The sequence below is a fragment of the Mesorhizobium sp. L48C026A00 genome (assembly GCF_000502375.1).
GTDB classification, from domain to species: domain Bacteria; phylum Pseudomonadota; class Alphaproteobacteria; order Rhizobiales; family Rhizobiaceae; genus Mesorhizobium; species Mesorhizobium muleiense.
In genome coordinates, this window is record NZ_AYWU01000007.1 from 58,238 (window position 1) to 84,391 (window position 26,154).

General features: G+C 64.3%; 29 protein-coding genes. 13 read left to right on the forward strand and 16 right to left on the reverse strand.

The window, feature by feature from the left end:
* Nucleotides 1-10: 10 nt before the first annotated feature.
* Together X738_RS86970 and X738_RS86975 are read right to left on the reverse strand one after the other, a co-directional pair.
* Nucleotides 11-853, reverse strand: coding sequence for a WD40 repeat domain-containing protein (locus X738_RS86970; protein WP_245277649.1), 843 nt, complete (start codon nt 851-853; stop codon nt 11-13).
* The gene (locus X738_RS86975; protein WP_245277650.1) at nt 850-1,485 is read right to left on the reverse strand and encodes a hypothetical protein; all 636 of its coding nucleotides are present in this window, start codon (nt 1,483-1,485) and stop codon (nt 850-852) included. Before X738_RS86975 ends, X738_RS86970 begins: the two co-directional genes overlap by 4 nt.
* Nucleotides 1,486-1,691: 206 nt before the next feature.
* Here X738_RS86975 and X738_RS56880 point away from each other — a divergent pair, with 206 nt between their 5' ends.
* On the forward strand, nt 1,692-2,156 hold the full coding sequence (locus X738_RS56880) for a GFA family protein (RefSeq protein WP_023799018.1): 465 nt from the start codon (nt 1,692-1,694) through the stop codon (nt 2,154-2,156).
* A 59-nt stretch (nt 2,157-2,215) separates the two neighbouring features.
* Here X738_RS56880 and X738_RS56885 read toward each other — a convergent pair whose 3' ends face one another.
* The 7 genes from X738_RS56885 to X738_RS56915 form a co-directional block, all read right to left on the reverse strand.
* Nucleotides 2,216-2,986: an exodeoxyribonuclease III gene (locus tag X738_RS56885; RefSeq protein WP_023799019.1), complete on the reverse strand. Its 771-nt coding sequence runs from the start codon at nt 2,984-2,986 to the stop codon at nt 2,216-2,218.
* A gap of 9 nt (nt 2,987-2,995) precedes the next feature.
* Nucleotides 2,996-3,640: an alpha/beta hydrolase family protein gene (locus tag X738_RS56890; RefSeq protein WP_023799020.1), complete on the reverse strand. Its 645-nt coding sequence runs from the start codon at nt 3,638-3,640 to the stop codon at nt 2,996-2,998.
* Between the two features lie 223 nt (nt 3,641-3,863).
* Nucleotides 3,864-4,952 carry a tetratricopeptide repeat protein gene (locus X738_RS56895; RefSeq protein WP_031254836.1) on the reverse strand — a complete coding sequence of 363 codons (1,089 nt, stop codon included), beginning with the start codon at nt 4,950-4,952 and terminating at the stop codon, nt 3,864-3,866.
* Between the two features lie 14 nt (nt 4,953-4,966).
* Nucleotides 4,967-5,881, reverse strand: a complete 915-nt coding sequence (gene ku, locus X738_RS56900; protein ID WP_023799023.1) for a non-homologous end joining protein Ku — start codon at nt 5,879-5,881, stop codon at nt 4,967-4,969.
* 89 nt (nt 5,882-5,970) lie between these two features.
* The gene (gene ligD / locus X738_RS56905; protein WP_023799024.1) at nt 5,971-8,451 is read right to left on the reverse strand and encodes a DNA ligase D; all 2,481 of its coding nucleotides are present in this window, start codon (nt 8,449-8,451) and stop codon (nt 5,971-5,973) included.
* A gap of 254 nt (nt 8,452-8,705) precedes the next feature.
* Nucleotides 8,706-8,930: a hypothetical protein gene (locus X738_RS56910; protein ID WP_023799025.1), complete on the reverse strand. Its 225-nt coding sequence runs from the start codon at nt 8,928-8,930 to the stop codon at nt 8,706-8,708.
* Nucleotides 8,931-9,093: 163 nt separating this feature from the next.
* The gene (locus X738_RS56915) at nt 9,094-10,533 is read right to left on the reverse strand and encodes a tetratricopeptide repeat protein (protein ID WP_023799026.1); all 1,440 of its coding nucleotides are present in this window, start codon (nt 10,531-10,533) and stop codon (nt 9,094-9,096) included.
* Here X738_RS56915 and X738_RS84735 point away from each other — a divergent pair.
* The 9 genes from X738_RS84735 (at nt 10,523) to X738_RS56955 (ending at nt 19,072) form a co-directional block, all read left to right on the forward strand.
* The gene (locus X738_RS84735; protein WP_156942584.1) at nt 10,523-10,972 is read left to right on the forward strand and encodes a hypothetical protein; all 450 of its coding nucleotides are present in this window, start codon (nt 10,523-10,525) and stop codon (nt 10,970-10,972) included. The genes X738_RS56915 and X738_RS84735 overlap by 11 nt on opposite strands.
* A 48-nt stretch (nt 10,973-11,020) precedes the next feature.
* Nucleotides 11,021-11,902, forward strand: coding sequence for a DMT family transporter (locus X738_RS56925; protein WP_023799028.1), 882 nt, complete (start codon nt 11,021-11,023; stop codon nt 11,900-11,902).
* Nucleotides 11,903-12,020: 118 nt separating this feature from the next.
* Nucleotides 12,021-12,749, forward strand: coding sequence for a gamma-glutamylcyclotransferase (locus tag X738_RS0141525; RefSeq protein ID WP_051407813.1), 729 nt, complete (start codon nt 12,021-12,023; stop codon nt 12,747-12,749).
* Nucleotides 12,733-12,963 carry a hypothetical protein gene (locus X738_RS56930; RefSeq protein WP_023799029.1) on the forward strand — a complete coding sequence of 77 codons (231 nt, stop codon included), beginning with the start codon at nt 12,733-12,735 and terminating at the stop codon, nt 12,961-12,963. The genes X738_RS0141525 and X738_RS56930 overlap by 17 nt, the downstream gene beginning before the upstream one ends.
* 63 nt (nt 12,964-13,026) lie before the next feature.
* Nucleotides 13,027-14,568, forward strand: a complete 1,542-nt coding sequence (locus X738_RS56935) for a winged helix-turn-helix domain-containing protein (protein ID WP_023799030.1) — start codon at nt 13,027-13,029, stop codon at nt 14,566-14,568.
* Between the two features lie 252 nt (nt 14,569-14,820).
* On the forward strand, nt 14,821-15,771 hold the full coding sequence (locus X738_RS56940; RefSeq protein ID WP_023799031.1) for a substrate-binding domain-containing protein: 951 nt from the start codon (nt 14,821-14,823) through the stop codon (nt 15,769-15,771).
* A gap of 100 nt (nt 15,772-15,871) precedes the next feature.
* Nucleotides 15,872-17,443, forward strand: a complete 1,572-nt coding sequence (locus X738_RS56945) for a sugar ABC transporter ATP-binding protein (protein ID WP_023799032.1) — start codon at nt 15,872-15,874, stop codon at nt 17,441-17,443.
* Nucleotides 17,440-18,456, forward strand: a complete 1,017-nt coding sequence (locus tag X738_RS56950) for an ABC transporter permease (protein WP_023799033.1) — start codon at nt 17,440-17,442, stop codon at nt 18,454-18,456. The genes X738_RS56945 and X738_RS56950 overlap by 4 nt, the downstream gene beginning before the upstream one ends.
* A gap of 238 nt (nt 18,457-18,694) precedes the next feature.
* Nucleotides 18,695-19,072 (forward strand): endonuclease domain-containing protein, encoded by a 378-nt coding sequence (locus X738_RS56955; protein WP_023799034.1) that lies wholly within the window; start codon nt 18,695-18,697, stop codon nt 19,070-19,072.
* A gap of 475 nt (nt 19,073-19,547) precedes the next feature.
* On the opposite strand, the gene X738_RS56960 is transcribed toward X738_RS56955, so the two are convergent.
* The 4 genes from X738_RS56960 to X738_RS56975 all read right to left on the reverse strand — a co-directional run bounded on the left by X738_RS56960 (nt 19,548) and on the right by X738_RS56975 (nt 22,256).
* Entirely contained in the window at nt 19,548-19,865 is a 318-nt protein-coding gene (locus X738_RS56960; protein WP_023799035.1) for a DUF982 domain-containing protein, read from the reverse strand.
* 66 nt (nt 19,866-19,931) lie between these two features.
* The gene (locus X738_RS56965) at nt 19,932-20,138 is read right to left on the reverse strand and encodes a hypothetical protein (protein ID WP_245277651.1); all 207 of its coding nucleotides are present in this window, start codon (nt 20,136-20,138) and stop codon (nt 19,932-19,934) included.
* 111 nt (nt 20,139-20,249) lie between these two features.
* Nucleotides 20,250-21,881 carry a chaperonin GroEL gene (gene groL / locus X738_RS56970; protein ID WP_023799037.1) on the reverse strand — a complete coding sequence of 544 codons (1,632 nt, stop codon included), beginning with the start codon at nt 21,879-21,881 and terminating at the stop codon, nt 20,250-20,252.
* Nucleotides 21,882-21,938: 57 nt separating this feature from the next.
* Nucleotides 21,939-22,256: a co-chaperone GroES gene (locus tag X738_RS56975; protein WP_023799038.1), complete on the reverse strand. Its 318-nt coding sequence runs from the start codon at nt 22,254-22,256 to the stop codon at nt 21,939-21,941.
* A gap of 376 nt (nt 22,257-22,632) precedes the next feature.
* Here X738_RS56975 and X738_RS56980 point away from each other — a divergent pair, with 376 nt between their 5' ends.
* On the forward strand, nt 22,633-22,920 hold the full coding sequence (locus X738_RS56980; RefSeq protein WP_023799040.1) for an usg protein: 288 nt from the start codon (nt 22,633-22,635) through the stop codon (nt 22,918-22,920).
* A 108-nt stretch (nt 22,921-23,028) separates the two neighbouring features.
* Here the strand turns inward: X738_RS56980 and X738_RS56985 are convergent, their stop codons facing one another.
* Nucleotides 23,029-23,277 carry a DUF982 domain-containing protein gene (locus X738_RS56985; protein ID WP_023799041.1) on the reverse strand — a complete coding sequence of 83 codons (249 nt, stop codon included), beginning with the start codon at nt 23,275-23,277 and terminating at the stop codon, nt 23,029-23,031.
* A gap of 130 nt (nt 23,278-23,407) precedes the next feature.
* Nucleotides 23,408-23,626, reverse strand: a complete 219-nt coding sequence (locus X738_RS56990; RefSeq protein ID WP_023799042.1) for a hypothetical protein — start codon at nt 23,624-23,626, stop codon at nt 23,408-23,410.
* A gap of 246 nt (nt 23,627-23,872) precedes the next feature.
* Here X738_RS56990 and X738_RS56995 point away from each other — a divergent pair, with 246 nt between their 5' ends.
* Both X738_RS56995 and X738_RS57000 read left to right on the forward strand, forming a co-directional pair.
* Nucleotides 23,873-24,337, forward strand: coding sequence for an Hsp20 family protein (locus X738_RS56995; protein WP_023799043.1), 465 nt, complete (start codon nt 23,873-23,875; stop codon nt 24,335-24,337).
* A gap of 58 nt (nt 24,338-24,395) precedes the next feature.
* On the forward strand, nt 24,396-24,932 hold the full coding sequence (locus X738_RS57000; RefSeq protein WP_023799044.1) for an Hsp20/alpha crystallin family protein: 537 nt from the start codon (nt 24,396-24,398) through the stop codon (nt 24,930-24,932).
* Nucleotides 24,933-25,248: 316 nt separating this feature from the next.
* Here the strand turns inward: X738_RS57000 and X738_RS57005 are convergent, their stop codons facing one another.
* Complete coding sequence (locus tag X738_RS57005; protein WP_023799045.1) at nt 25,249-26,139, reverse strand: ribokinase; 891 nt, start codon at nt 26,137-26,139, stop codon at nt 25,249-25,251.
* Nucleotides 26,140-26,154: the final 15 nt, after the last annotated feature.

Here is a 26,154-nt window from a genome sequence, read left to right on the forward strand (position 1 = left end):
GAAAATCTAATCAATCTGGCGCTCCGGCGAAAAGCACCACCCCGTCTCCGCCGCCTGCCGGCCAGTCCCGGATGGTGCGGTCGTAGCCGCCGGTCAGCACTGTGCCGTCAGCGGCGAACGCCACGGCGTAGATCGGTCCGGACCGGCTGTCGAACAGCGCGGTCTCGCTGCCGGTTTCCATGTCCCACAGCCGTGCCGTGCCGTCGAGCGAACCGGACAGCAGCCGCTTGCCGTCGGTCGACAGCGCCAGCGCATAGACCGTGCCCGAATGGCCCTCGAGGCGGCGGACTTCGCGGCCGCTGTCGAGATCCCAGAGCTTGATCGTGTAATCGCCGCTGCCGGTGATCAGATGGCGCCCGTCGGCCGTGAACACCACGCCATAGGGGCCGCGCTCATGCCCGTGCCAGCTGCGCAGCTGCTTGCCGGTGCCGATGTCCCATAGTTTTAGCGTGCCCTCGATGCTGCCGCTGATCGCACGCGTGCCGTCGGGCGAGACGGCGACCGCGCTGATCGACCAGTCGTGCCCCGGCATCACATGCAGCACCGAGCCTTTCTCGATATCCCAGACAATGACCCTGCCGGTGTCGTGCCCGCTGACGGCACGTTTGCCGTCGGGGCTGATCGCCAGCTTGTTGACGCCGCCGTTCTGGCCTGACGAGAAGACGTGCAGCACCGCGCCATCGGCGAGCTGGCGCAGCACGATCTCGCCGTCGTCGCCCGCCGTCAGCGCCCGCCTCCCATCGGGCAGGAAAAGCGCGGTACGCGCCATGTCCTTGTGGACGCCAAGCGTGTGGATCAGGCGCTTGCCGTCGATATCCCAGAGCTTGATCGTGCGGTCTGTGCTGGCGCTCATGATCGAGTGACCGTCGGCGCCACCGCCAGCCAGACCACGGGCTCGCGGTGGCCGTCGGGCTGCGTCGGCTGCGGCGGCGGAGCCTGTGGCAGCGGCGCGACGGTCTGCGGTGGCGCAGCCGGGGCTGGAGCAGGCTCCGGCGGTGAAACAGGTGGAGCCAGCGCGACCTCGGATGGCGAGGCAGGAGCCGCTTCCGGTTCCGGGGCCGGCGCGCCGGTGACCTCTTGGCCTTCCGGCGCGCTCGGCGCGGGTTGCTCGGCGGTCAGGCTTTTGCCGGCGTCCTGTGGGTGCCGCGACCAGGGGCCGAGTTGGTCGGCCATCAGAGCGAGCACGGCGAGGAACGGAACGACGGCAAAGAGCCGCCGCAGGCGTGGTCGTCCGCCGGGTTGCGTTTCCGCACCCCTGCCGAACAGCGGCACCTTCGGATCGTGCGTTGACCGGCCCGGCAACAGGCCGGCCCAGAACAGCAGGGCTGCAAGGGCTGAGACAACGCCCGTCGCTGCGAAAAAAGCAAGGCGCGCGGACGCGAAGCCTTCGCCGGCGCCCCCCAGCGCGAAATACACGCGTGTGAAGCAGAGCATGCCGATCGCCAGCAGCAGCGCCGCGAGCAGCCTGTCGACAAACCTGTTCATCGGGGCTCCCCTCGCGCCGCTGTTCGCTTCGTCCGCAATGATGCAGGTCGGCGCCGGGCTTGTCGATGCCCGGTCAATTCCGAAGAGCGAAACAGCGAGCGCAAAACGCTCGCCTGCGCCAAAGCGCTCGATATGGCCTGGCGACACTCTTGGTCGCCGCAATGTTGCCCGGTCGCGCGCTAGAATCGCCTGCTAGGGGCCAAGTGATGGACGATTGGAAACTACCCTGGGACGGCGGCTGCCTGTGCGGTGGGATACGCTTTCGCATAAGTGCGCCGCCCTTGCTGACCATGGCCTGTCATTGCACCGGCTGTCAGAAACTGAGCGCGAGTGCGTATTCCCTGACCATGGCGGTGCCAAGCAGCGGCTTCAGCGTTACGCAAGGCGAGCCGGTGGTCGGCGGTATGCATGGGCCGCACCGGCAACTCTACTGCCCGCATTGCAAGAACTGGATGTTCACCCATCCGCACGGCCTGGACTTCTTCGTCAATGTTCGCGCGACCATGCTGGACGAGCATCATTGGTATGTGCCCTTCGTCGAGGTTTTCACGTCGGAAAGGCTGCCCTGGGCCACGACCGCCGCCAGCCACAGCTTCGCCACCCAACCCGACCCTGAGGGGTATACGCCATTGATCGAGGCCTTCGCCCGCGAAGGCGCGCGACCGGGCTGACCGGTTGCGCATGAAGGATTAAGATTGGCGAAACCGCCAATGACGGCCAATCTCCGCCCTCACCGCAACTCCACCCACACCGGGGCGTGGTCGCTGGCGCCGGGCTCGCCGCGGACGAAGCGGTCGATGCCTGCCCCGGCCAGCCGGCGCGTCAGTTTCTTGGACAGCAAGATATGGTCGAGCCGCAGGCCGGCGTTGCGCGGCCAGCGATTGCGGCGATAATCCCAGAATGTGTAGAGCGTCTCCTTCGGGTGTTTTTTGCGCAGCGCATCGGTCCAGCCCTGGTCGAGCAGCGCTGCGAAGGATTCCCGGCTTTCCGGCTGCACCAGCGCATTGTCGTCATAGGAGCGGGTCGGATAGATGTCGCGCGGCTCGGGCACGATGTTGTAGTCGCCGGCCAGCACCACCGGCAGGCCGGTGTCGAACAGTTCTTCCGCATGCGCGTTCAGGCGCTGGTGCCATGCCAGCTTGTAGGTGAATTTCGGGCCGGGCTGCGGGTTGCCGTTCGGCGCATAGAGGCAGGCGACGACGATGCCGCTGACCGCCGCCTCGATGTAGCGGGCCTGGTTATCGCTGTCGTCGCCGGGCAGCGCCTCGCGGGTCAGAACGGGTTCTGAACCCCGCGCCAGTATGGCGACGCCGTTCCAGGTCGGCTGTCCCACCCAAACCGCGCCATAGCCGGCCGCGGCGAGTGCTGTGCGCGGAAACTGCGTCTGCCTTGCCTTCAGCTCCTGCAGGCAGACGATGTCGGGCTTGGCGACAGTCAGCCAGGCGAGCAGGTTCTGCAGCCGGCCGTTGATGTTGTTGACGTTGAAGGTGGCGATCTTCATTGGCCTGCTTCAGCGCACGATGCGCTCGGTCCACGCCTTCACCGCATCGGCTAGTGTCTTCAGATGATCGGCGGCCGAAAAACCGGAGATGCTCTTGCGCGGCTTCAAATCGTGGTCTCCATCTTCCAGCCACCGCATTTCGATGGTGTCGGAAAGGTCATAGGTCGCGACCTCGTCCCTGGTCCCGAATTCGTCGCGTGTGCCCTGAAAAATCAATGTCGGCGTCTTGAGACCGGCGAGGTGTTTTGTCCGAAGCTGCGTCGGTTTCCCCGGCGGATGGAAGGGATAGCCGAGGCAAAGCAGCCCTGAAATGTCGCCCTTCGAAAACACCTCGTCGGCGATCATCGAAGCGACGCGGCCGCCCATCGACTTGCCGCCGATGATGAGCGGCCCGTTCACGCCCTTCACCCTGAGGTCGGCGATCGCCTTGATGTATTCCGGGTTCACCGTCTCGGCGCGCGGCGGCGGCTTGCGGTGGCCGTAGCGGCGGGCCGCCATGTAGTGGAATTCAAAGCGCGCAACGCGGAACCCGGCTTCGGCCAGCGCTTTTGCCGTGGCATTCATCGAGGCAGAATCCATCGGCGCGCCGGCGCCATGGGCGAGCAGGATGGTGATGGGAGCGGTGTCTGGGCCGTCGTAGAGGAAGGTGGTCATGGGGCGGCCCACTTATCCCACTTATAGAGGCCGCGTTCCGTCCCACCCCCCTCTGGCCTGCCGGCCATCTCCCCCTCAAGGGGGGAGATTAGCAGCTTCGTCTCCCCGCCCACTCCCCAACGGTGGTAGTTGGCGAAACCGTCGGTGACAGCCAATCTCCCCCCTTGAGGGGGAGATGTCCGGCAGGACAGAGGGGGGTGTTCAAGCGCGACCAAACGAGCCCTCACCCCGCCGATTTGTGCGCCAGCTGCAAATCGATGAACTGAATACCCTTGGCCGCCATCCGCGCCCATTCGGAGCCGGCGTCGAGCTCGAGATAGCGCGCCCAGTTCCGCCGCGCCTCGGCGAGGTTGCCGGCGTCGAACTCCAGCCTTGCCAGGTTGAACACCGCATCGGCATAGTTTTGGTCGAGCGCTATCGCCTTCTGCAGATGCCGGCGCGCCGAGGCCTCGCGACCCTCATCGCTCATCAGCCCGGCCAGATTGAACCAGGCCTCGACAAAGCCGGGGTCACACTTGATGGCGCGGGCATAGTCGTGCGCCGCCTCGGGCGCGCGTCCAGCGGCGCGCAGGCAGTTGGCGCGGTTGAAGGCGGCGATCGCATCGCCCGGATCGATGGAAAGGCAGCGCTGGTAGAGTGCAGCCGCCTGTTCGTGGTCTTCAGCCTCTTCCGCGGCTTCAGCATCGGCGAACAGTTCTTCCAGCGTGTCATCGTCAGGCGTTCCCAGATCGAACAGCAGCTGGCCGTCGAGTTCGCTCTGGCCGCCCTCGAGATAGATCTGATCGGCGCGCCCGTGCTGCGAGCCGACATTCAGCGACTTGGCGGTCAGCGAAGCGACCGGACCGCAGCGGTGCACCGAGCGCGCGATCGCCCCCCACGAGGCGCCGCCGGCGACCAGCCCGGCATATTTGCGGGCCAGGATCAAATCGCGAAACGAATAGGGTTCGCAATCATGCTCAAAGGCATCGAAAAGCGACAACAGGTCGAGGTCGGATGCGGCCAATCGCGATTGATCGAGAAGCGACTGCCGCGACAACGCCGAGGCCTCTGGCGCCTTGATCAGCCCGAGCAGGCGCAAAAAACCGTTTTCGCTGATCAGCTTGCGCCCGGCCGCACGCTCGGCGGCGACGCGGCGCTCGATCTCGGCATCCCCGGCCTTGGCCAGAAGTTTGCGGCCGAACACGACATGGCTGGTGCGCCTGTTGACGCCGCGTCGCAACTGGCCCTGCCGGCGCTCGACTTCACGCGCCGCCAGCCTCAGCGGGAACGCCGCCAGCGCGCCGATCGCGCCGAAGACGCTGCCGGAAATCATACCGGTGGGCGCTGTCACCCTTTGCTCTTGCCGACGGCCTTGAGCAGATTGGCCTTGAGCGGATTTTCCTTGGCCGCGCCGGCGCCGCCCCTGGCGGATTTCGTTGCCGGTTTCGCCGCTTCATCGGCCTTGCTCTTGCTCTTGGCCGGCGGCTTGGCCGATTGCGACAGGCTGGCCTTCAGCGCATCCATCAGGTTGATCACGTTGCCGCGCTCGGGCGCGGCCGCAATGATCGGCTTGTGACCCTTGAGCTTCTCGCGGATCATCGCCATCAGCGCGATCTCATAGCGATCCTCATAGTTCTTCGGATCGAAGGTGGTTTCCTTCTGCTTGATCAGCGCTTCGGCAAGCTGCAGCATTTCCGGGTCGGGCTTGCCGGCCGGGATATTGCCGAAATATTCAGCCGTGCCGCGCACTTCGTTCGGGTTCCTCAAGGTGCAGACGAACATGCCGTTCTCGCGCGCCCCGATCGTCACCACGCGCTCGCGGCTGGACAGCACCAGCCGTGCGATCGCCAGCTTGCCGGATTTGCGCATGGCTTCGCGCAGCACCGCGAAAGTTTCCTCGGCCATCGCGCCATCCGGCGCCAGATAGTAGGGGGCGTCCTGGTAGATGACGTCGACCGAATGCTCGTCGACAAAAGCCTCGATGTTCATCGTGTGGTTGGATTCGATGCGCACCGCCTCGAGGTCGGCATCTTCGATGATAATATACTGCTTGTCCTCGTATTCGTAGCCCTTGACCAGATCCGAGCGCTCGACCAGTCCGAGCTCGGGGTCGACCGGCTTCATGTTGATGCGGTTGTGGGTGTCCTTGTGCAGCTGGTTGAAACTGATGCGCTCACTGGCACTCGTCGCCGGATACAGCCGGACCGGACAGCTGACGAGACTGAGCTTGAGGTAACCTTTCCAACTTGCCCTGGGCGCCATGAAACTCTCCTACGCGGCCGTGCACTGTCGAACTGTTCGCAGCGCTTCGTCCAAAGGACGAACGACGCTGCGCAAAACCTACATCGCCCTCACAATACCGGCAAATCCCTAGCGAAATCTTCCATGTCGGCCCAGGGGTCGCCGGAGGTGGCCAGAAGGCCCGGCAGTGAAGAATAATTCAAATCTTCCGGAGCGTCGATGGATTCCAGATCGGACCAGCTCACCGGCGTCGAGGCCGGCAGGTTTGTGCGGGCGCGCAGCGAGTAAGGTGCCGCCGATGTGTGGCCGCGCGCGTTGCGATGAAAGTCGATGAAGATGCGCCGCTTGCGGTTGTCCTTGCCCATCGTGGTGGTGAAGGTGTCGGGCGCCGTGGCGGCCAATGCCGAGGAGATGGCGCTGGTCGCCTGGTGCAGCTTTTTCCAGTTCTGTTTTTGCGTCACCGGCACTGAGATGTGGATGCCCTTGCCGCCCGAGGTTTTGGCAAACGGCACCAGCCCCATCGCCTCCAGTTCGGCGCGGATATGCACCGCCGCCTCGACCACCTCGCGCCAGCTAACCCCCTCGCCGGGATCGAGGTCGAAGACGATCAGGTCGGGTTTGTCGAGCCGAGTGCGATGGGTGCCCCAGGTGTGGAACTCGACGACGCCGAACTGCGCCAGCGCCAGATAGCCCTTGGCGTCCTCGACCGACAGGTAGGATTTGGTCTCGCCCTCGGAATTGGTCGCCTCGAAAGTCGCCACCGATTTCGGCATGCCGGTGAAGGCATGGCGCTGGAAGAAACAGTCCTGCGGCTTGCCGGTCGGGCAGCGCACCAGCGACACCGGGCGGCCCAAAATATGCGGCAGCATGAAGTCGCCGACCAGCGCGTAATAGACGGCGATATCGAGCTTGGTCGGTCCGGTTCTGCCGAACAGCCGCCGCGTCGGGTTGGTCACCCATATCGTGGCGAGGTCGGCCTCGGCGATCAGCCGCTTGCGCCTGGCCGATACAGGCGTCGACAGGCCGACGTCGCGCAGTCCGCGGAACACGGCATGGCGCAGCGCATTGTCGGTGGTCCGGTTGGCATAGTGGATATGGGCCGAAAGCAGCGGCCGCACCCAGTTCATCTCGCGCATGATCTCGCGTGGAACGCCTTCGGGTGCAGACGCGCCGGCGCGCAGCGGCTCCAGCCGGGCCAGCAACGCGGTGGCGGTGGCGGCGTCGAAGCCGGTGCCGACCTTGCCGCGATAGTGCAGCTCGCCATCCTCGAATTCGCCGAGCCCGAGTGCGGCCAGCCCCTCGGCTGCAGCGGAGGTGGTGTAGCCGGCGATGACGAAATCGCCGGTCTTCAGCGCCTTGGTCTTGGTCCACGTCTTGGTGCGGCCGCTCTGGTAGATCGCCGTGGCGCGCTTGGAGACGATGCCTTCCAGCCCCATCTCGGAGGCCTGGTCGTAGAGCGCCTGGCCATCGCCTTCGACATGGTCCGAGAACTGGATGGCGGAGTTGGCGCCCAGGCCGGACAGCAATTGCGACAGCAGCGCCTTGCGCCGGCCGAGCGGCGCTTTTGTCAGGTCCCAGCCGTCGAGATACAACAGGTCGAAGGCATAGAAGTGGAGCTTGTTGCCGGCGCCTTGCGCCAATGCCTCCTGCAGCAGCGCGAAGCGGCTGACGCCCCTGGCGTCGAGCGCAACGACCTCGCCGTCGATGATTGCATCGCGGCAGGGCAGCCTGGCAAAGGCGAGCGGCAGGTCGCCATAGCGCCTGGTCCAGTCGAGGCCGGCGCGGGTGATCAATTTGACCGCGCCGTCGGCCAGATGTGCCATGGTGCGGTAGCCGTCGAATTTTATTTCGTGCAGCCAGATTTCGCGCGTTTTTTCGGCAGGGCTTTCGCCGCCCGGCGGCTTCGGAACCTGCGTGGCCAGCTGCGGCTCGATCCGGGAAGGCAGCGGCGCCTTGACCGCACCCGGCAGCGCACCGGGTTTCAATGCCACCGGTTTCGCAGGCCTTGCGGCAGGCTTTGCCACCAACTCCTCGATGCGACGGCCGGATTTGACGCTTTCCGGCCGGGCTTCCAGTATGTCGAGCCTGGCGTCGGCGGCGAGGTCGCGCTCCTTGAACAGCAGCCAGTTCTTTTTGCCCTCATCCTCGCCGGGCTTCGGTTTCAGCCTGGTCAGCATCCAGCCGCCATTCAGCTTCTCGCCGGCGAGACGAAATTTGAACGAGCCGGTGCGCAAGCTCTTTTCGACATCGTCCATCGGCGCCCAGACACCGGTGTCCCAGACGATCATCGGCCCGCCGCCATATTCGCCCTCGGGAATGACGCCTTCGAAGTCGATATATTCAAGCGGATGGTCCTCGGTCTCGACCGCCAGCCGCTTGTCGGCCGGATTGAGCGACGGGCCGCGAGGCACCGCCCAGCTCTTCAGCACATCGCCGACCTGCAGGCGAAGATCGTAATGGTCGGCAGTAGCATGATGCTTGTGGACGACGAAGCGATTGCCTTCTGCGGCAACCGGCCCGCCGGCGGGCTCCGGCGTCTTGCTGAATTCGCGCTTGGCGCGATAGGCCTTGAGTTTTGAAGGAGCTGGCATGTCAAAGATCGAAGCGCGCGGCAGTCAGCAACCAGCGTCTCATTCCTTCGCGCCCCCCTCTGTCCTGCCGGACATCTCCCCCACGAGGGGGGAGATTGGATGTCACGAATGCTTTCGCCAATCTCCGACGTCGCAAAGAGGGCGCCAACAGTGACGCTGCCGATCTCCCCCCGTGTGGGGGAGATGTCCGGCAGGACAGAGGGGGGCGCTGTCCCGCCAGCATCAAAATTCCACCGCAGCGGCGCTCACGCAGCTCAATCGTCGGTGGCCGGCGTCAATTCGAGCTCGGCAGGCGACAGACCCTGCTGGAGCTGGCTCAGCCGGAATTCGTCGACCCAATAAGCCTCGCCGTCGACGAGGACACGCGCCTTGTAGGCGCCGGCGGAAAAGCTCTGTGCGGTGATGTAGACCTTGTGGCGGCCGAGCGCCCTGCGCACTGCAGCGCGCTTGGAATTCTGGCTGGTGACGGAACTGGCCATGGACTGCTCATACACACGCCGCCGCAGGAGAAGACGGCTGGCATAAGGATGGCCGAGACAGACGGTTGTGTCAATTTTTCAACTTGCCTACGGCAGCTTCGCCAGNAAGACGGCTGGCATAAGGATGGCCGAGACAGACGGTTGTGTCAATTTTTCAACTTGCCTACGGCAGCTTCGCCAGCTCGGCAGCGTGGCGGATGGCAAGCAAGGCGTCCCGGTTGGCCACCGGATAGCCTGCGATGAAGCGTTCGACCGAAAAGCCTGGAAATTCGGCTCTCAAGCGGGCCGCGGCGCGCGCCGCCTCGCCGGTCTCGCCCATGGCCGCATGCGAAAGCGCCAGGAACATCAGCACGTCCGGCGACTCCGGCGAACTCCTGCGGAGCGCCGCGACAGCTTCCCGATGCCTGCCGGCGGCAAACAGGATGCGGCCTTGCATGCCGAAATACCAGGGCGGGGCCAATGGATTGAGGCGCATGGCACGCTCGATGAGCGGGATCGCCTCGGCTGGATCACCGGCGACAAGAGCTTTGCTGCCGGCCAGCAGCGCCAGTATGCCGGCGTGGTTGGAGCCGTATTCGAGAGCGCGCCGGTGCGCGCGCTCCGCTCCTTCGAGATCGCCAAGGCATGCCCTGACATTGCCAAGGCATGCGTGAGCGCAGCTGTCCGTCGGGTCGAGACGCAAGGCGTTTTCGGCCGTGATCCACCCGTTCTCGATCGACGTCAGCACGTCGTCGCCAAAGCCGTTACAGGCCTCGATCGAATAGGCGTAGGCGAGTTCGGCCCAGCAGTTTGCGAAGGTAGGATCAAGCTCCAGCGCGCGGGAAAACAAGCGGATCGCCTCGGCATTGCTGGCGCGGCTGAACATGGTGTGCTGTTCGAGGGCAAGCAGATAAAAATCGTAGGCCCGCAAGCTGGCCAGCGGCTTGCGGCGAACCGCGTTGCGGCCGACCGTGGCCAGCGTTCCATAACTGCCGGCGAACACATTGATGATGCTTTCGGTCAGGCTGTCCTGCAGCGCGAAAATGTCCTCGGCCGGGCGATCGTAGCGCTCCCTCCACAGGTCGACGCCGCTACGGGCATCGGCAAGCTCTATCGTCAAGCGAATCCTCTGGTCGTCCGCACGCAACTGGCCCGATACGAAATAGGTGGCGCCGAGCGCCTTGCCGTCCGCCGCGAAATCGGCCGGCTTGCTGCCCAGCGATTTCATCGTGTGGAAGGCGATGACAGGCAGGCCCGCGTATCGCGCCAGGTTGATGGTGATGTCTGACGACAGGCCGTCGGCAAAGCGGTTCCAGCGCTCTTCGGAATTCAGGCATTCAATCGGAAATATGGCGAGCACCGGCGGAGCGTCCGACGGGGGTGACTGCCCGCCCGGCCGAGCGCCGGAAGCGCCGGCAAAATACGCCGCGAGTCCGATCTTGGTGCGCACGCCAAGTTTTTCGTAGATGGCCGCAAGGTGGGTGCGAACAGTGGTCGGGGCAATGAAAAGTGCATTGCCGATTTCGCGATAGGTCATGCCGGTTGCGAATTTTTCCGCGACCGCGCGCTCGCGACCCGACAAGGCATCGAGCGTCTGCGCTTTCGAAGCGTCATTGACCGTCATGGTGGAACCCGTCCCAGGACAGAATACTACAAATGCAGGAGGCCGAATACTGCATCTGCCCGATCCCGTCGCAGGCGCACAAATTGCAAGGTCGTTTGCCGCAAAAAGCGGCAATCCGGGGGAGGTTTCCATGCGTCCTGTTTCGATAATGCTGGCATGCACGATCTTGAGTTTTTCCGCCGCCCAGTCGCCGTCGTTCGCAAGAGGATGCAGGCAGGTGCTGGAATCGGATGTGAAAATCACGAGCATGCGCCTCTATGCCGACATCCTGGCCAATGCCGCCCGCAACGGCTGGGACTACACGCCTGAATCGATCGTCAGCGGCTCAAAGCGGCATTTCGAGGAGATGAAGCTCCAGTTGAATGACGCCGGCTATGAGATCATGCCCGTCGGCGTCCGCCTGTATTGCAAGCGGTGGGACAAGCTCGCCGCCCGCTAGCAACCAGCGATCCGCCCTTTGCGGCGCAAGCTTTGCCGAGACATCGATATGTCGAAGGTGCAGGCCAACTGTCTGCTTCTGCTTGCCGCTGCCTTTTGGGGCTTCGGCAATGTTGCGCAGAAGACTGTGCTGGATCATCTCGATCCGCTCAGCGCCGTGGGCATGCGCTGCCTGATCGCGGGGCTCATGGTCGCGCCGCTGACGGGGCTCGAATGGGGAACGAAATCCGGGCCAGGCTACTGGATCAGCCTCGCCAAAGTCAGCGCTCTGTTCTCGATATCCATCATCATCCAGCAGGTCTCCTATCTCGACACGTCGGTTACCAATGCGAGTTTCCTGGTGAGCACCGCAACGGTGATGACACCGCTTGCGGCCTGGTTGCTGATTGGCGAGCGCCCGACTGCTGTCGGCGGGCTTGCGGCTGCCATGACATTGGCCGGTGTCCTGCTGCTGTCCGGAGGCTTGATCACCAGCTTCAGCCAGGGCGATCTCGCTGCGACACTTTCGGCCGCGTGCTACGCGCTGTGGATGGTGGAGCTTGGTCGCCACATGCAGACCCACGGCGCGCCGATCGCAGCGGCTGCCGCGCAATTTCTCGGCGCCGCCGTGATCACGCTGCCGCTCGGCGCCCTTTTGGGTAATCTGTCGCTGGCCGCCATCAGCGATGCCGCCCCGGAACTCGCCGTGCTCGGCATCTTCTCGACAGGGGCCGCCTTCGGCATGCAGACGATCGCTCAACGCTTCACCTCGGCCAGCCATGCCGCGGTGATCGTCAGCGCAGAGAGCGTGTTCGGAGCGGTTGGCGCCGCCATATTTCTGGGCGAGCGTCTGTCGCCGACCGGAGCAGCCGGTGCTGCGGTCATATTTGGATCAATCACGTTGCTGTCGCTGACAACCGATAAAATCAGCAAGCCGGCGGTGGCAGACTGAGAGATTGTGAGACCAGGCGCTGCGGCTCCATTCGATTTCAGCACAATATCAGCATCCGTTCAGGACGCGGATGCCTTGTCGCGGCGATGCTCCCGGGAGACAAACCCGATGAGCGACCATGACAATCGCCCTGACAGAAGACCTCCTCGCCAGGATCGATCGCAAGATCGAAGACGCCGGCCCGGCGCCTGGACTGCGCAATCTGGAGGATCGCGACTATGTCGGCATTCGCAAGCAACTGCTTGCGGGACGCCCGCGTGACGTCTGGGTTTTCGCCTACGGCTCCCTGCTGTGGAACCCTTGCTTCGAATTCGTCGAGGAGCGACCGGCAACCGTGCATGGCTGGCATCGGCGATTTTCGCTGTGGCTGACCCGCTGGCGCGGCACGCGCGAGCGGCCCGGGCTGATGCTTGCGCTCGACCGCGGCGGCAGCTGCCGCGGTGTCGTCTATCGTCTCCCCGACCTTGATATCGACGCGGCAATCGACCGGCTGCTGCGCCGGGAGATGAGCGCCAACCCGCCGACCAACATTCCGCGCTGGGTTTCGGTTCGAGGCGCGGCTGGGAATTTGCGGGCCATCGCCTTCGTCGCCGACCGGAGTGGCCCCGCCTATGCAGCAGACCTGCCCGAGCAGACCACAGTGGAAATCCTGTCGCTCGCCGCGGGCCACATCGGAAGTTGCGCCGACTATCTGCGCCGGACCGTCGTTCAGCTTGAAGCCCGCAACATCCGCGACGCCACGCTATGGCGGCTGCAAGGCAAGGTCGCCGCCTACCTCGGATCATTGCAATCCGGCACGCCCTTGCCGGCACCAACCGTGGAGATCGATTATGCATGCGAAGGCTGAAGGACCATTCTCCCCGTCGGTTCTGGCACGGGAAGCCGTGCACCGGATCCTGTCGACGGGCAACGTTGAATTCTGTGGCGGCGAAACGGCCCAGATGCTGCACTATCTCGACCGACTGATGCCGAGTGAGACAGCCAGGATTCCTGCCGAAACGATTCCTGCTGAAACGAGGCCGCGCCTGTGGCAGCGCCTTTCCCGCATCTTTCGGGCTTGACCTTACCGGCTTATGCGGCTCCGATGATCGTTGCGCAATCAGGCGCAGCGGTGGTGCAGGAGCTTGGCACACCAGGTCGGCAGCTCGGTTCTCGATCTCGACCGCGGCACATTGCGGCGTGACGGCGAGATCGTGCCGGTGCGGCCAAAGACCTTCGAGCTGCTGGCCTTCCTGGTGCGCAATCCCGGCCGTGTGCTGAGCAAGGACGAACTGTTCCAAGCGGTCTGGCCCAACACCATCGTGACAGAGGATTCGCTCACGCAATGCATTCGCGATGTGCGCAAATGCATAGGCGACGAGACGCAGTCGCTGGTTCGCACCGTGCCCCGGCGCGGCTACATGTTCCAGGCTGCCGACGATCTGTCCGCTTCGCTGCCGCCGGCCAGCGCTGCGGTTCAGATTGAACGAGCGCCCGAGCCGATGGTCGCCATCCTGCCGTTTCGCGTTAACATTGACGATGCGACGGCAAAGCCGCTCTTCGACGGCGCGGTCGAGGAGATTATCAACGCGCTTTCCTACTTCAAGACCATCGCGGTGCTGGCGCGCCATTCGGCCTTCGCGCTTGCCGAACATTCCGACCAGGACATCTGGGCGACTGCTGAGCGTCTCGGCGCCGACTATGTTGCGGAAGGCAGCGTCGAGAGCGCTGAGGATGGTTACAGCACGCATGTCGTGCTGTCCGAGACATCGTCCGGCCGGCGCATCTGGGCGCAGGCATTTTCGTTCAGGACCAGCGATATCTTCGTCTTTCAAAGGATGGTGGCGCAACGGATCGCGACCGCGCTGGTTGCCAACATCGAGAGCGCGGCGATGCGGCGCATGTCCCCCGCGCCCGCCGCCAACATTGAGGCCTACGTCCATATCCTGCGCGGCATGGCACTGCTGCGCAGCTATGGCGAGGGTGTCAACCAGCAGGCCCGCGAACATTTGCTGAAGGCGCTCGAACGCGATCCGGATTCGGGGCTCGCTCACGCCTATCTCGCCTTGGCGGACACAATCATAGGCGGCTATGGCGGTGCGCCCCGCGCCTTGCTCGATCAGGCTCGGGACCGGGCCTTGCACGCCACTGCACTCAGCCCGGACGAGGCACGCTGCCATCGCATCCTGGCGTTGATCCTCCTCTACCTGGCCGAATTCGACGCCGCCGCACGCCATTTCGCGCGCGCGTTGGATCTGAACCCCTATGATGCCGACACGTTGGCCCAGACGGGCTTCTTCGAGGTCATACGCGGCCATGGCGAGGCCGGCCTGGTGCTGCTGGACCAGGCGATCCAACTCAATCCGATGCATCCCGCCTGGTATTATTACGACCGGGGTGAGGCCCTGCTTGTCGTTGGCCGCTACCCGGAAGCGGCCGCGTCTTTTTCCTGCCTTCCGCGAAAAAGTGCCTGGCAATGGTCGCGGCTGGCGGCTTGTCACGCGCTTGACGGCAATATCGACAAGGCAAGGGCCTGCACCAGGGAGGGCCGTCGCCTAAACCCCGGGCTGACCGTGCAGGAAATCATGGCGGACCTTCATATGATGCGCTCGGAAGATCGGGAGCGGATACGATCCGGTCTCGAGTTGGCCGGATGGGATGAAGCGCAATTGCCGACAACACCATGAGCAGCATCGGAGCGTTGGGCGCGTGACGCGGCCCTGTGTCGGATCCGCGCGTTCTTGCGCAAATCTCCGGCCTTGGCTAGCATCCGCCCGCCGGCGCCGAGCGGAGGAGAACGTCGCGGTGGACCGGCTGGAGCGCCGTTGCGTCCCCTTGGGCGCTCAAAGGACACTCCATTTCTGGATCGACGCAGGAATTTTCGGAAAACCGGAACCGGTTTTCGGGTTCATGCGCTCATGTGGGAGGAGACTAAATTGATCAACAGACGTGAATTCCTGCTGTCGTCCGTGGCGATGGGCACGATGGCGCTGGCCGCTCCGCAACTGGCTTTCGCCCAGGACAAGCTGACCATCCTTGGTTCGGTGCCGAGCCTCGGCTTTCCGTTCTTCGTGCACATGCTGAACCAGATCAAGGCGGAAGCGCAGGCGCAGGGCGTCAATCTTGTCGAAAGCGACGGCCAGAACTCGGCGCCCAAGCAGACCGCCGATATCGAGGCAGCGCTCGTGCAGAAGGTCAACGCCATCGTCATCTCGCCACTCGACGTCAACGCGCTGGCCCCGGCCATCGAGCAAGCGATCCAGGCCGGCGTCCCCGTCGTCACCATCGACCGCCGCGTCGACGGGGTCGAAGGCATCCTCGCCCATGTCGGCGCCGACAACGTCAAGGGCGGCGAGGCCGAAGCGCAGGCCATGGTGGCGGCTTTCCCGAACGGCGCCAAGATCTTCCATCTGCAGGGCCAGCCCGGTGCCGGGCCGGCGATCGACCGCAACAAGGGCGTGCACAACGTCCTCGATCCGATGAAGGACAAGTACCAGATCATCTTCGAGCAGACCGCCAATTTCGCCCGCGCCGAGGCGCTCTCGGTCACCGAGGCCGGCCTTGCCGCCAACGGCAAGCCCGACGCGATCATCTGCGCCAATGACGACATGGCGCTGGGCGCGGTTGAAGCCTGCGCGGCGCGCAACTTCACCGACGTCAAGATCTACGGCTTCGATGCACTTCCCGAAGCGCTGGTCGCCGTGCGCGACGGCAAGCTGGCCGGCACGGTCGAACAGTTCCCCGGCGAGCAGTCGCGCACCGCGGTGCAGATCGCCGTCGCCTATGCCAGGGACAAGACCGAGCCGAAGGAAAAGCTCGTGCTGCTGACGCCGATCGTCATCGGCAAGGACAATCTCGACAAGGCGGAAAGGCTGGGCGAGACGAAGTAGGCCAATTGGCGAGGCCGGTGGGACAGCACCCCCCCTCTGGCCGGCAGGACAGAGGGGGGTGTTCAAGCGCGGCGTGAACAACTGCATCGAGGGAAAAGCTTTGCCAGCCGAAGCCACTGCGTCGCCCAATACCCCCCTCCTCGCCGTCGAGGGCGTGACCAAGCGCTTTGCCGGCGTCACCGCGCTGAGCGATGTCTCGCTCGAGGTTCGGCCCGGCGAAATCCTCGGCCTGCTCGGCGAGAACGGCGCCGGCAAGTCGACGCTGCTCAAGATCCTGTCCGGCGTGATGCCGCCGTCCAGCGGCCGCATCGTCTTCGACGGCGTCGAATTCAATCCGCACAATCCGCAGGATGCCAAGCGCCTCGGCATCGTCACCATCTACCAGGAACTGAGCCTGATCCCGACGCTGACCGTGGCGGAGAATATTTTTATCGGCCGCGCGCCGCTCGGGCGCTTCGGCCTGGTCAGCTGGCGGAAGATGGAGGTAGACTCGCGCGCGATCATCGCCCGCGTCGGCCTCGACCTCGACCCGGCGACGCCGGTGTCGGCGCTGTCGGTGGCGGAGCAGCAGCTGGTCGAGATCGCCCGCGCGCTGTCGCTGAAGAGCCGGCTCATCATCATGGACGAGCCGACCTCGGCGCTGACCGAAACCGAAGTGCAAAAACTGATGTCGATCATGGGCCGGCTGCGCAAGGACGGCGTCGCCATCATGTTCGTCACCCACAGGCTGGAAGAGGCCTCTGCGATCTGCGACCGCATGACGGTGCTGCGCGACGGCAGGCTGGCCGGCCATCTCGACCGCGATGGCGGGCCGATCAAGCTGCCGAAAATCATCGAAAAAATGGTCGGCCGCGCCGCGTCCGAGCTTTATGCCAGGCCGACGCTGCGCGACGTCGCCGGCGACGTCAGGCTTTCCGTGCGCGGCCTGCGCACGGTGCGCGATCCGCAGGCGCCGCACGCCATCGTGCTCGAAGGTATCGATCTCGACCTCAAGGCGGGCGAGATCCTCGGCGTCGCCGGCCTCGTCGGCTCCGGCCGCACCGAGCTTGCCCGCGCCATCTTCGGCGCCGACCGCATCGCCGCCGGCACCATCACCCTCGACGGCAAGACGATCGCGCCTGAAACACCCGCCGACGCCATCGCCCTCGGCATCGGCCTGGTGCCGGAAGACCGCAAGCATCAGGCGATCTTCGCCGCGCTCGGCATCCTCACCAACTTTTCCGTCGCAGCGCTCGGCCGCTACTCCAACGCTCTCGGCTTCATGGCCGAGCGCCGCGAGCGCCAGGCGCTGGCGAGCTACAGAAAAACGTTGTCGATCCGCATGGCCTCGCCCGAGCAGCCCATCGAAGGGCTGTCCGGCGGCAACCAGCAGAAGGTCATCCTCGCCCGCTGGCTGGCGCGCGACCCCAAGGTGCTGATCGTCGACGAGCCGACGCGCGGCGTCGATGTCGGCGCCAAGGCCGAGGTGCACCAGATCCTGGTGCAGCTCGCCGGGCGCGGCATCGCCATCATGATGATCTCGTCGGAATTGCCCGAAGTGCTTGCGGTGTCGGACAGGATCGTCACCATGCGGCGCGGCCGCATCACCGGCGAGATGCCAGGCATCGAGGCGACCGAGGAAAAACTGATGGAACTGATGGCGCTCGATCAAACGCAGGAAGCGACGCAATGACCAGCACGACCGAACAGAGCCAGCGCGGCGGCATCAATGTCGCGCGCCTGCTGATGAGCTTCGGCCCGCTGATGTTCCTGGCGCTGCTGATCGTCGTCTTCACCGTGCTGAAGCCGAGCTTCATCGACCCGATCAACATCTTCAACATCATGCGGCAGATCTCGATCACCGGGCTGATCGCGCTCGGCATGACCTTCGTCATCCTCACCGCCGGCATTGACCTGTCGGTCGGCTCGCTGCTGGCTTTCTGCGGCATGGTCGCGGCGGTGGTGGCCAAGGGCGGCACCGCCAACACGCTGTCGCTGTCGACGTCCGGCGCACAAGGCTATGGCTGGTTCGCAGCCCTTCTGGCCGCCGTCGTCGTCGGCGCCCTGGCCGGCGGCGTCCAGGGCTTTGCCATCACCCGGCTGAAAGTGCCACCCTTCGTCGTTACGCTCGGCGGCCTCACCGTGTTTCGCGGCCTGACGCTGACGATCTCCAATGGCGGCCCGATCTCCGGCTTCGACGCTTCGATGCGCTGGTTCGGCACCGGGCTAATCGGCCCGGTGCCGGTGCCGGCGATCATTTTCGCTGCGGCGGCCATCCTCTGCCACATTGTCCTGCGCTACACGCGCTACGGCCGCGCCGTCTACGCCGTCGGTGGCAATGCCGAGGCGGCGCGGCTGTCCGGCCTGCGCGTCGACCGCATCCTGATCTCGGTCTACATCATCGTCGGCTTCTTCGCCGGCCTTGCCGCCTTCGTGCTGTCGGCCAGGCTCAATTCCTCGGAAGCCGTCGCCGGCATCGGCTACGAGCTGACCGTGATCTCGGCGGTGGTCATCGGCGGCACCTCGCTGTTCGGCGGCATTGGCTCGGTCGGCGGCACGGTGGTGGGTGCAGCACTGATCGGCGTGCTGCAGAACGGGCTGCAGTTCAACAACGTCTCGTCCTACACGCAAAGCATCGTCATCGGCCTGATCCTGATCCTCGCCGTGGCCTTTGACCGCTGGCTGAAATCACGGGTAAGGCGGTAGTCCGAGGGGCAATACAGACCTAGGTAGGTGGGACAGTACCCCCTCTGTCCTACCGGACATTTCCCCCCTCAAGGGGGGAGATTGGATGTCGCTTCGCCTTTCGCCAATCTCAGAAGAAGCGCTACCGGCGAAGCTGCCAATCTCCCCCTTTGAGGGGGAGATGTCCGGCAGGACAGAGGGGGGTGTTCAAGCGCGGCGCATAGGGATAGGCAAGTTTCGCGCGGAGGGAATAGAAGCAGTGAACCACTATCACGTACCTCCGAACAACCGCGGCAATGCGCGCAAGATGCGCAAGACCATGACGGACGCCGAGCTGAAGCTCTGGAACGAGATCAGGGCGCACCGTCTCATGGGATTGGCGTTTCGGCGACAGATGCCGATAGCCGGCTACATTGTCGATTTTGCCTGTCCGGACAAAAAGCTGATCGTCGAACTCGACGGCTCCCAGCACGCTCAGGCCGAAGCCTCGGCATCGGATGCTTACAGAAGCTCGAGGTTGGAGGCGACTGGCTGGACCATCCTGCGTTTCTGGAACGACGACGTCATTCGCGACATCGACAATGTCTGCCAGCACATCGTGATCGTGGCCGGCCTGGCAGGCGCAGAGATGCGTTGAGTGTTGCTCGCGGAGCTGATCGCGCAACGCTGGCGGGGCAGTACCCCCTCAAGGGGGAGATTGGATGTCGCTTCGGCTTTCGCCAATGTCAGAAGAAGCGCTACCGGCGAAGCTGCCAATCTCCCCCCTTGAGGGGGAGATGTCCGGCAGGACAGAGGGGGGTCCTCGACCGTAGGGCGGAGAGATCAAAGGCAGCGCACCACTATCCGTACCTCCCCGTAACCGCGGCACATGCGCCAGATGCGCGAGGTCGTGATCGTAGCCGGCTTGGCAGGCGCGGAGATGCGCAACGTTGGCGCGAGGCACCCCCCTCTGTCCTGCCGGACATCTCCCCCTCAAGGGGGGAGATTGGATGTTGCTGCGGCTTTCGCCATTCTCCAACTTGGGGAAAAGCCGCGTTCATGCCGGTGCGTTNGGGGGGAGATTGGATGTTGCTGCGGCTTTCGCCATTCTCCAACTTGGGGAAAAGCCGCGTTCATGCCGGTGCGTTGAGACGCTGCGAACGCGTTGCCCAATCGATGACTGTCCCGCCGGCAACGGTAGGACTCGTCAGCGGCGCGAGAAGATCGTTGCGGCGGGCGAACGCCACGAAGGTCGCCCGCGCCGTCTCGGCGTCGATCTCTCCGTCCATCGCCGCCCGGCAGGCTTTGGCGGCGATGTCATGCGCGGCCGGCCGGCTCGCCCGCGGCCAGTCGGCAAGCAGCGCATGGGCCTCAGCCGCGCTTTCTATCCTGGTCGGCGTGCCGAGGCCGGTAAGGATGGTGACCGGCTTTTCAAAAGAAGAACGGTCCATGACACTCTCCTTTCCGGTTCAACTGTCTCCATTCCAACGCAACAGGCGCAGGCATGCGCGCGGCAATCATTTATGCTCCTCCTGGCCGGCCCCGACGCGTTGGGCCGACAGGAACATCAGCGTATAGGCCGCCTTGCGGCGATCCCAGCCGGCCTGCTCGGCCATGTCCAGCAAGCCGTCGACCAGGGGCGCCAGCGCCGCCCTGCAATCGGTTTCGTAGTTGAAATCGTTCTTCGGGCGGGTCGGCGCCGCGATCTTTCCAAAACTGTCCATCACATCCATCGCAACACCTGCTCCGCATTAATCCCGGACCGGCAAAACCGTGCCCGCTTTGGCGGACACGGTCCATCTGCCGTTCAGAAGCCTCGCTTTGGAGGCCTGACCTTAGTAGTCCATGCCGCCACCGCCGGGCATTGCCGGTGCGGCAGCTTCCTTCTTCGGCTTCTCGGCCACCATCGCCTCGGTGGTTACCAGCAGGCCGGCGACCGACGCGGCGTCCTGCAGAGCGGCGCGCACCACCTTGGCCGGGTCGATCACGCCCTGCGCGTAGAGATCGCCGAACTCATTGGTCTGGGCGTTCCAGCCATAGCCGAATTCGGTCTTCTCGCGCAGCTTGCCGACGATGATCGAGCCTTCCGCACCGGCATTCTCGGCGATCTGGCGCACCGGCTGCTCGATGGCCCGACGCACGATCTCGACGCCGGTCCTCTGGTCGGGGTTGTCGACGGCGACATTGTCGAGCGCCTTCGCTGCCCTGAGCAGCGCCACGCCGCCGCCAGGCAGTATGCCTTCCTCGACCGCAGCGCGGGTGGCGTGCATGGCGTCGTCGACGCGGTCCTTGCGCTCCTTGACCTCGACCTCGGTCGAGCCGCCGACGCGGATGACGGCGACGCCGCCGGCGAGCTTGGCCAGCCGCTCCTGCAGCTTCTCGCGGTCATAGTCGGAGGTGGTCTCCTCGATCTGCGCCTTGATCTGGCTGATGCGCGCCTGGATCTCGTCCTTGCGGCCGGCACCGTCGACGATCGTGGTGTTCTCCTTCTCGATCAGCACCTTCTTGGCGCGGCCGAGCATCTCCAGCGTGACGTTTTCGAGCTTGATGCCGAGATCCTCGCTGATGGCCGTGCCGCCGGTCAGGATGGCAATGTCTTCCAGCATCGCCTTGCGGCGGTCACCAAAACCCGGCGCCTTGACGGCGGCAACCTTCAGGCCGCCGCGCAGCTTGTTGACGACCAGCGTCGCCAGCGCCTCGCCTTCGACATCCTCGGCGATGATCAGCAGCGGCTTGCTCGATTGCACTGCGGCTTCGAGCACCGGCAGCATGGCCTGCAGGTTGGACAGCTTCTTCTCGTGGATCAGCACATAGGGCTCTTCGAGCTCGACGCGCATCTTGTCCTGGTTGGTGATGAAATAAGGGCTGAGATAGCCGCGATCGAATTGCATGCCCTCGACCACTTCGAGTTCAGTCTCGGCGGTCTTGGCCTCCTCGACCGTGATGACGCCCTCATTGCCGACCTTTTCCATCGCTTCGGCGAGGAAGCGGCCAATCTCGGCATCGCCATTGGCCGAGATGGCGCCGACCTGGGCGATTTCGTCGTTCCTTGTCACCTTGCGGGCATTGGCCTTGAGTTCAGCGACGATGGCGTCGACCGCCTTGTCGATGCCGCGCTTCAGGTCCATCGGGTTCATGCCGGCGGCAACCGCCTTGGCGCCTTCCTGGACGATCGACTGCGCCAGAACGGTCGCGGTCGTGGTGCCGTCGCCGGCGACGTCGCTGGTCTTCGAGGCGACCTCGCGCACCATCTGCGCGCCCATGTTCTCGAACTTGTCCTCAAGCTCGATTTCCTTGGCGACGGTAACGCCGTCCTTGGTGATGCGCGGGGCGCCGAATGACTTGTCGAGGATGACATTGCGGCCCTTGGGACCGAGCGTCACCTTCACCGCGTCGGCGAGGATGTTGACACCGCGCAACATCTTCTCGCGGGCTTCGGTATGGAATTTCACATCCTTGGCAGCCATTGGATAACTCCTTCAAATAGGCAGCTTACGTTGACTGATGGCTTGTTCAGGCCCCGCTCAGGCGGCCTTCTTTTTTATCTGGTCGGTCATTTCAATCACGCCCAGCACATCGCTTTCCTTCATGATGAGCAGGTCCTCGCCATTGAGCTTGATCTCGGTGCCCGACCATTTGCCGAACAGGATGCGGTCGCCGACCTTGACGTCCAGCGGCTGCAACTGTCCGCTATCGTCGCGCGCGCCGGGGCCGGCGGCGATGACCTCGCCTTCCTGCGGCTTCTCCTTGGCTGTGTCAGGAATGATGATGCCGCCCGCGGTCTTCTCGTCGACCTCGATGCGGCGGACCAGGATACGGTCATGCAATGGACGGAACGCCATGTCGTTCTCCTCATAGGACAAACAGATTTTCTTGGACCTCCCTTCGCAGCCGACCAGTGGGTCGGTGCGACGGTGCGCGACCCCTGCTCAGGCATCACGCGCCTATCGAATTAGTCTGCCTATCCAGCCTTTCAAGAGGACGCCGAAAAAATTTTAGCACTCGCCGTTGTCGAGTGCCAACACACCGTAATAACGCACTGTAATAATAGCGCTATTCCAGGATTTGAAACGACGGATGCGGCTTGAAATCGGGGCGCAACCTTCCGACATCATCGTCGATCCCGGCACCGTCTGCCGGCGGCCGGAACCGATGAGGAAGTGGAAGCGTTTTCCTCCGCGGAGGATGGACGCCTGATCGTTCGGAAAGGAGACGGGCATGGTCGGTAATGAGTTCCAGGTCAGCAACGAGTTCCGGCTCCAGATGCAGGGTTTTGGCCTGACGACGGCAGAGATCCATTCTCGTCTTCCCGACTATCGGGACCTGCTCCAGCTCTTCATCTGGCAGCAATACGACATCGCCCCGGATTTCCCGACGCTGAAGCATTTCCTCGAATTTTGGGAACGTGAGATCGAGGGCCCGCTGCATTCTGTGCGCGTCGCCCATCACCGTCTGATTCAGCCCTCCGAATGGCGGGCGGTGGACGGCGTCATTACGCTGCAGTGAAATAGAAAAAAGGCGGCGCTTTTCATAAAAGGCGTCGCCTCTGCAGCACGGCGCTTCCGCCCCGGCTTCAGTTTCATTGGCGTTCAGGTGGATTGATATTCAGGTGGATTAACGTCCCGTGACCAGCAGTCCGGCGGTGCGCGCCGCCTTGACGAAGGCGGTGCGCGCCTCGCGGGCGGTGCGCCAACCGTCGAGCGCGTCGCGGCAGGCGCGATAGGCTGCGCGCCAGTTGCGGCCGCGCGCCCGGTCCGGCCATTGCTGCATGCATTCGATGGCTTCCCAGCTGCTGGCGACCTTGCGCTCTCCGACGGATTGGAGCTTCAGCGTGATCGGCCCGGAAAATGAGACGTCGTTCATCACTTCCTCCTTTTCTTTTTGAGAATAACCAGGAAGGCAGCCCGATCGGCGCCCGACTGACGAGATGGTTCGTATGGCTGCACGCTTCAAGACCTCCCCCATCTCCCAGTCTGCTTGCCAAAACCCGGCGCTATATGTCGTCGTCCGGCGGTTCGAGAAGTCCGATCAGCGTCGCCACCCTTGCCGACGGCAGCGGGCGGCCCTCGTTGACCAGCGCCTCATCGGCGCCGACCCAGGCAAAGGCCTCGCGCAACTCTTCGATCGTCGCGCCGGTCGAGGCGATGTCGGCGATCACGGCGTCGTCGACCGGGCCCAGCACCGAAATGATGTCGTCGCGTGTCATGGTCATGATGTCCTCCATGCGGCGTGCCGGCGCGACCCTCAAACGACGGTTGAAACCGGCATTGCCAGCACAATCGGGGCCAGTACAATCCGGCAACAAAAATTCTGGCAGCGGGACAGAATCTGGGTCTTGATTTCGGCCTGACAATAACCAAATGAAAATTGCCGGTTGCCGAATGGGACCGGCAGAACCCAGGGAGCGCCAAGCTCTTTGGCGTCCCTCGTACTATGTTGCTCCATAGAGGATGTAGCTATGAGAACCGCATTCGACTTTTCCCCGCTCTATCGGTCGAGCATCGGTTTCGACCGCATCTTCAACCTGCTGGAAAACGCGCCGCAGGCAGTCGAAACCTGGCCGCCCTATGACATCGAGCGAAGCGACGAGAACACCTATCGGGTGAGGATCGCCGTCGCCGGCTTTTCCGAGAACGATCTCGACATCAGCCACGAGCCGAACCTTCTCATCGTCTCTGGCGAGCGCAAGGAACACGACGAGGTGGAATATCTCCATCGCGGCCTTCCGGTGCGACCGTTCGCACGGCGCTTCGAGCTTGCCGATCACATGACGGTCACCGGCGCCTCGCTCAACAACGGCCTGCTGACGATCGACCTCGTGCGCCAAGTGCCCGAAGAGATGAAGCCGCGTCGCATCACGATCGCCAAGCAAGACGCCGCGCCGAAGGCCGGACAGGTCGAGAAGCCGAAGCAGGCCGCCTGAGCGAAGGCGATCTCTGGCGTTCGCCTTTGACACAACCAGTCGAGAAAGGAGAACAGCAATGGCTATTCGTGATCTCATTCCCTGGGGCCGGGAGAACAGTCCGGTTCCCAGCTTCTATCGTGACGAGGACCGCGACCCGTTCATGGCGTTGCATCGCGAGATGAACCGCCTGATCGACGACGCCTTCCGCGGCTTCGAAACGCGCATGCCGATGCTCAGCGGATTTTCGTCGGCGCGCGGCAGCTGGCCGAGCGTCGAAATCGCCGACGGCGAGAAGGAGATCCGCGTGACCGCGGAAATTCCCGGCATGGACGAAAAGGACGTCGAGGTGATGCTCGATGACGGCGTGCTGACGCTGCGTGGCGAGAAGCGCTCCGAGACCGAAGACAAGGACAGGCAGTTCTCCGAGCGGTTCTACGGCCGCTTCGAGCGCCGCATCCCGCTCGGCTACGAGGTCGAGGAGGACAAGGTGAACGCCGCCTTCCATAACGGCGTGCTCACCGTGACGCTGCCCAAGACGGAGCGCGCACGGACGAAAGCCAAGCGCATCGCCATCAGTGGCAGTGCCGCCAGCCCCGGCAAGAGCAAGCACTGACGACATCGGCAGCCGGACGCGCCAGCCGCGCCCGGCTGCAGATCGGGCTGCATCCCGATCGGCCCGCGCGCTCCGCCCAAAGGCACGGGCTTCATTTGTTCGGCCGATGCGCCTGACGGTGCGAAGGCCGCATAGTGAGTATCTACGGAGCATTGAGTAGCAGCGTCGCTACCGTGGCGTTCCTGGCGCACAGGCTACGGAGCCCGTCATCCCTTGGGGTGGCGGGCTTTCGTATTAATTGTCGGCTTTATCGGCCTGTGAAAAGTCCTCGCCATCCGCTTCGTGTCACGATCGCGGGCGGAGGCAGCCACCCGTCTCAGATCGCCTCGCGCTGCCGTTCCGGCGTGGCGACCAGCAAGGCCGCGGCGGCGTTGGCGGCAGCAAGTGCGGCCTCGACCCGATGCCCGCGGGCAAGGCCTGCCGCGAACGCGCCGACGAACTCGTCGCCGGCGCCATGGGTGCTGACCACCTTCACCGGAAGGGCGGCCCGCGCGAACGCCTGGCCGTCGCGGCCGCAATAGGCAACGCCCTCCCCGCCTGCCGTGACGATCGCGGCCGGGTAGAAATCGACCAGCATGCGTGCCGCCTCGGCAGCACCCTCGAGCGTATCGACGACCGCAACGCCGGCCAAGAATTCCGCCTCGATGGCGTTGACGATGACGATATCGGTGAGTGCGATCAATTCGCCGGACAGTTTTCGCGCGGGGGCGGCGTTGAGCACGACGCGGCCGCCATGCGCCTTCACCGCCCGCGCTGCGGCAATGTTGGCGGCTTCCGGCACCTCGTTCTGCAGCAGCAGCACCGCCGTTTGCGCAACCATCTCGGTCGCGGCCACGATGTCCTTCTCGCCCAAGGTGAGATTGCTGCCCGAGACGATCACCGCGCCATAATCGCCGCCGGCGTCGAAGATCGCCACGCTCATGCCCGAGCCGGCGCCAGGTGCGACCCGCACGAAGCGGCTGTCGACGCCGCGGCGCGCGAGATTGCCGACAAGCGCGCGGCCGAAATCGTCATCGCCGACGGCGCCGATCATTGCCGAGCGCACGCCGGCCCGCGCCGCCGAGACCGCCTGGTTGCCGCCCTTGCCGCCGCATTTCGGCTGCCAGGCATGGCCGGTTACGGTTTCGCCCTTGCGCGGGCGGTCAGGCGCTTCGACCATGATGTCGTAATGCAGGCTGCCGAACACGGTGACCAGCGGAGCCGTCATGTGCCCCGATCTTTC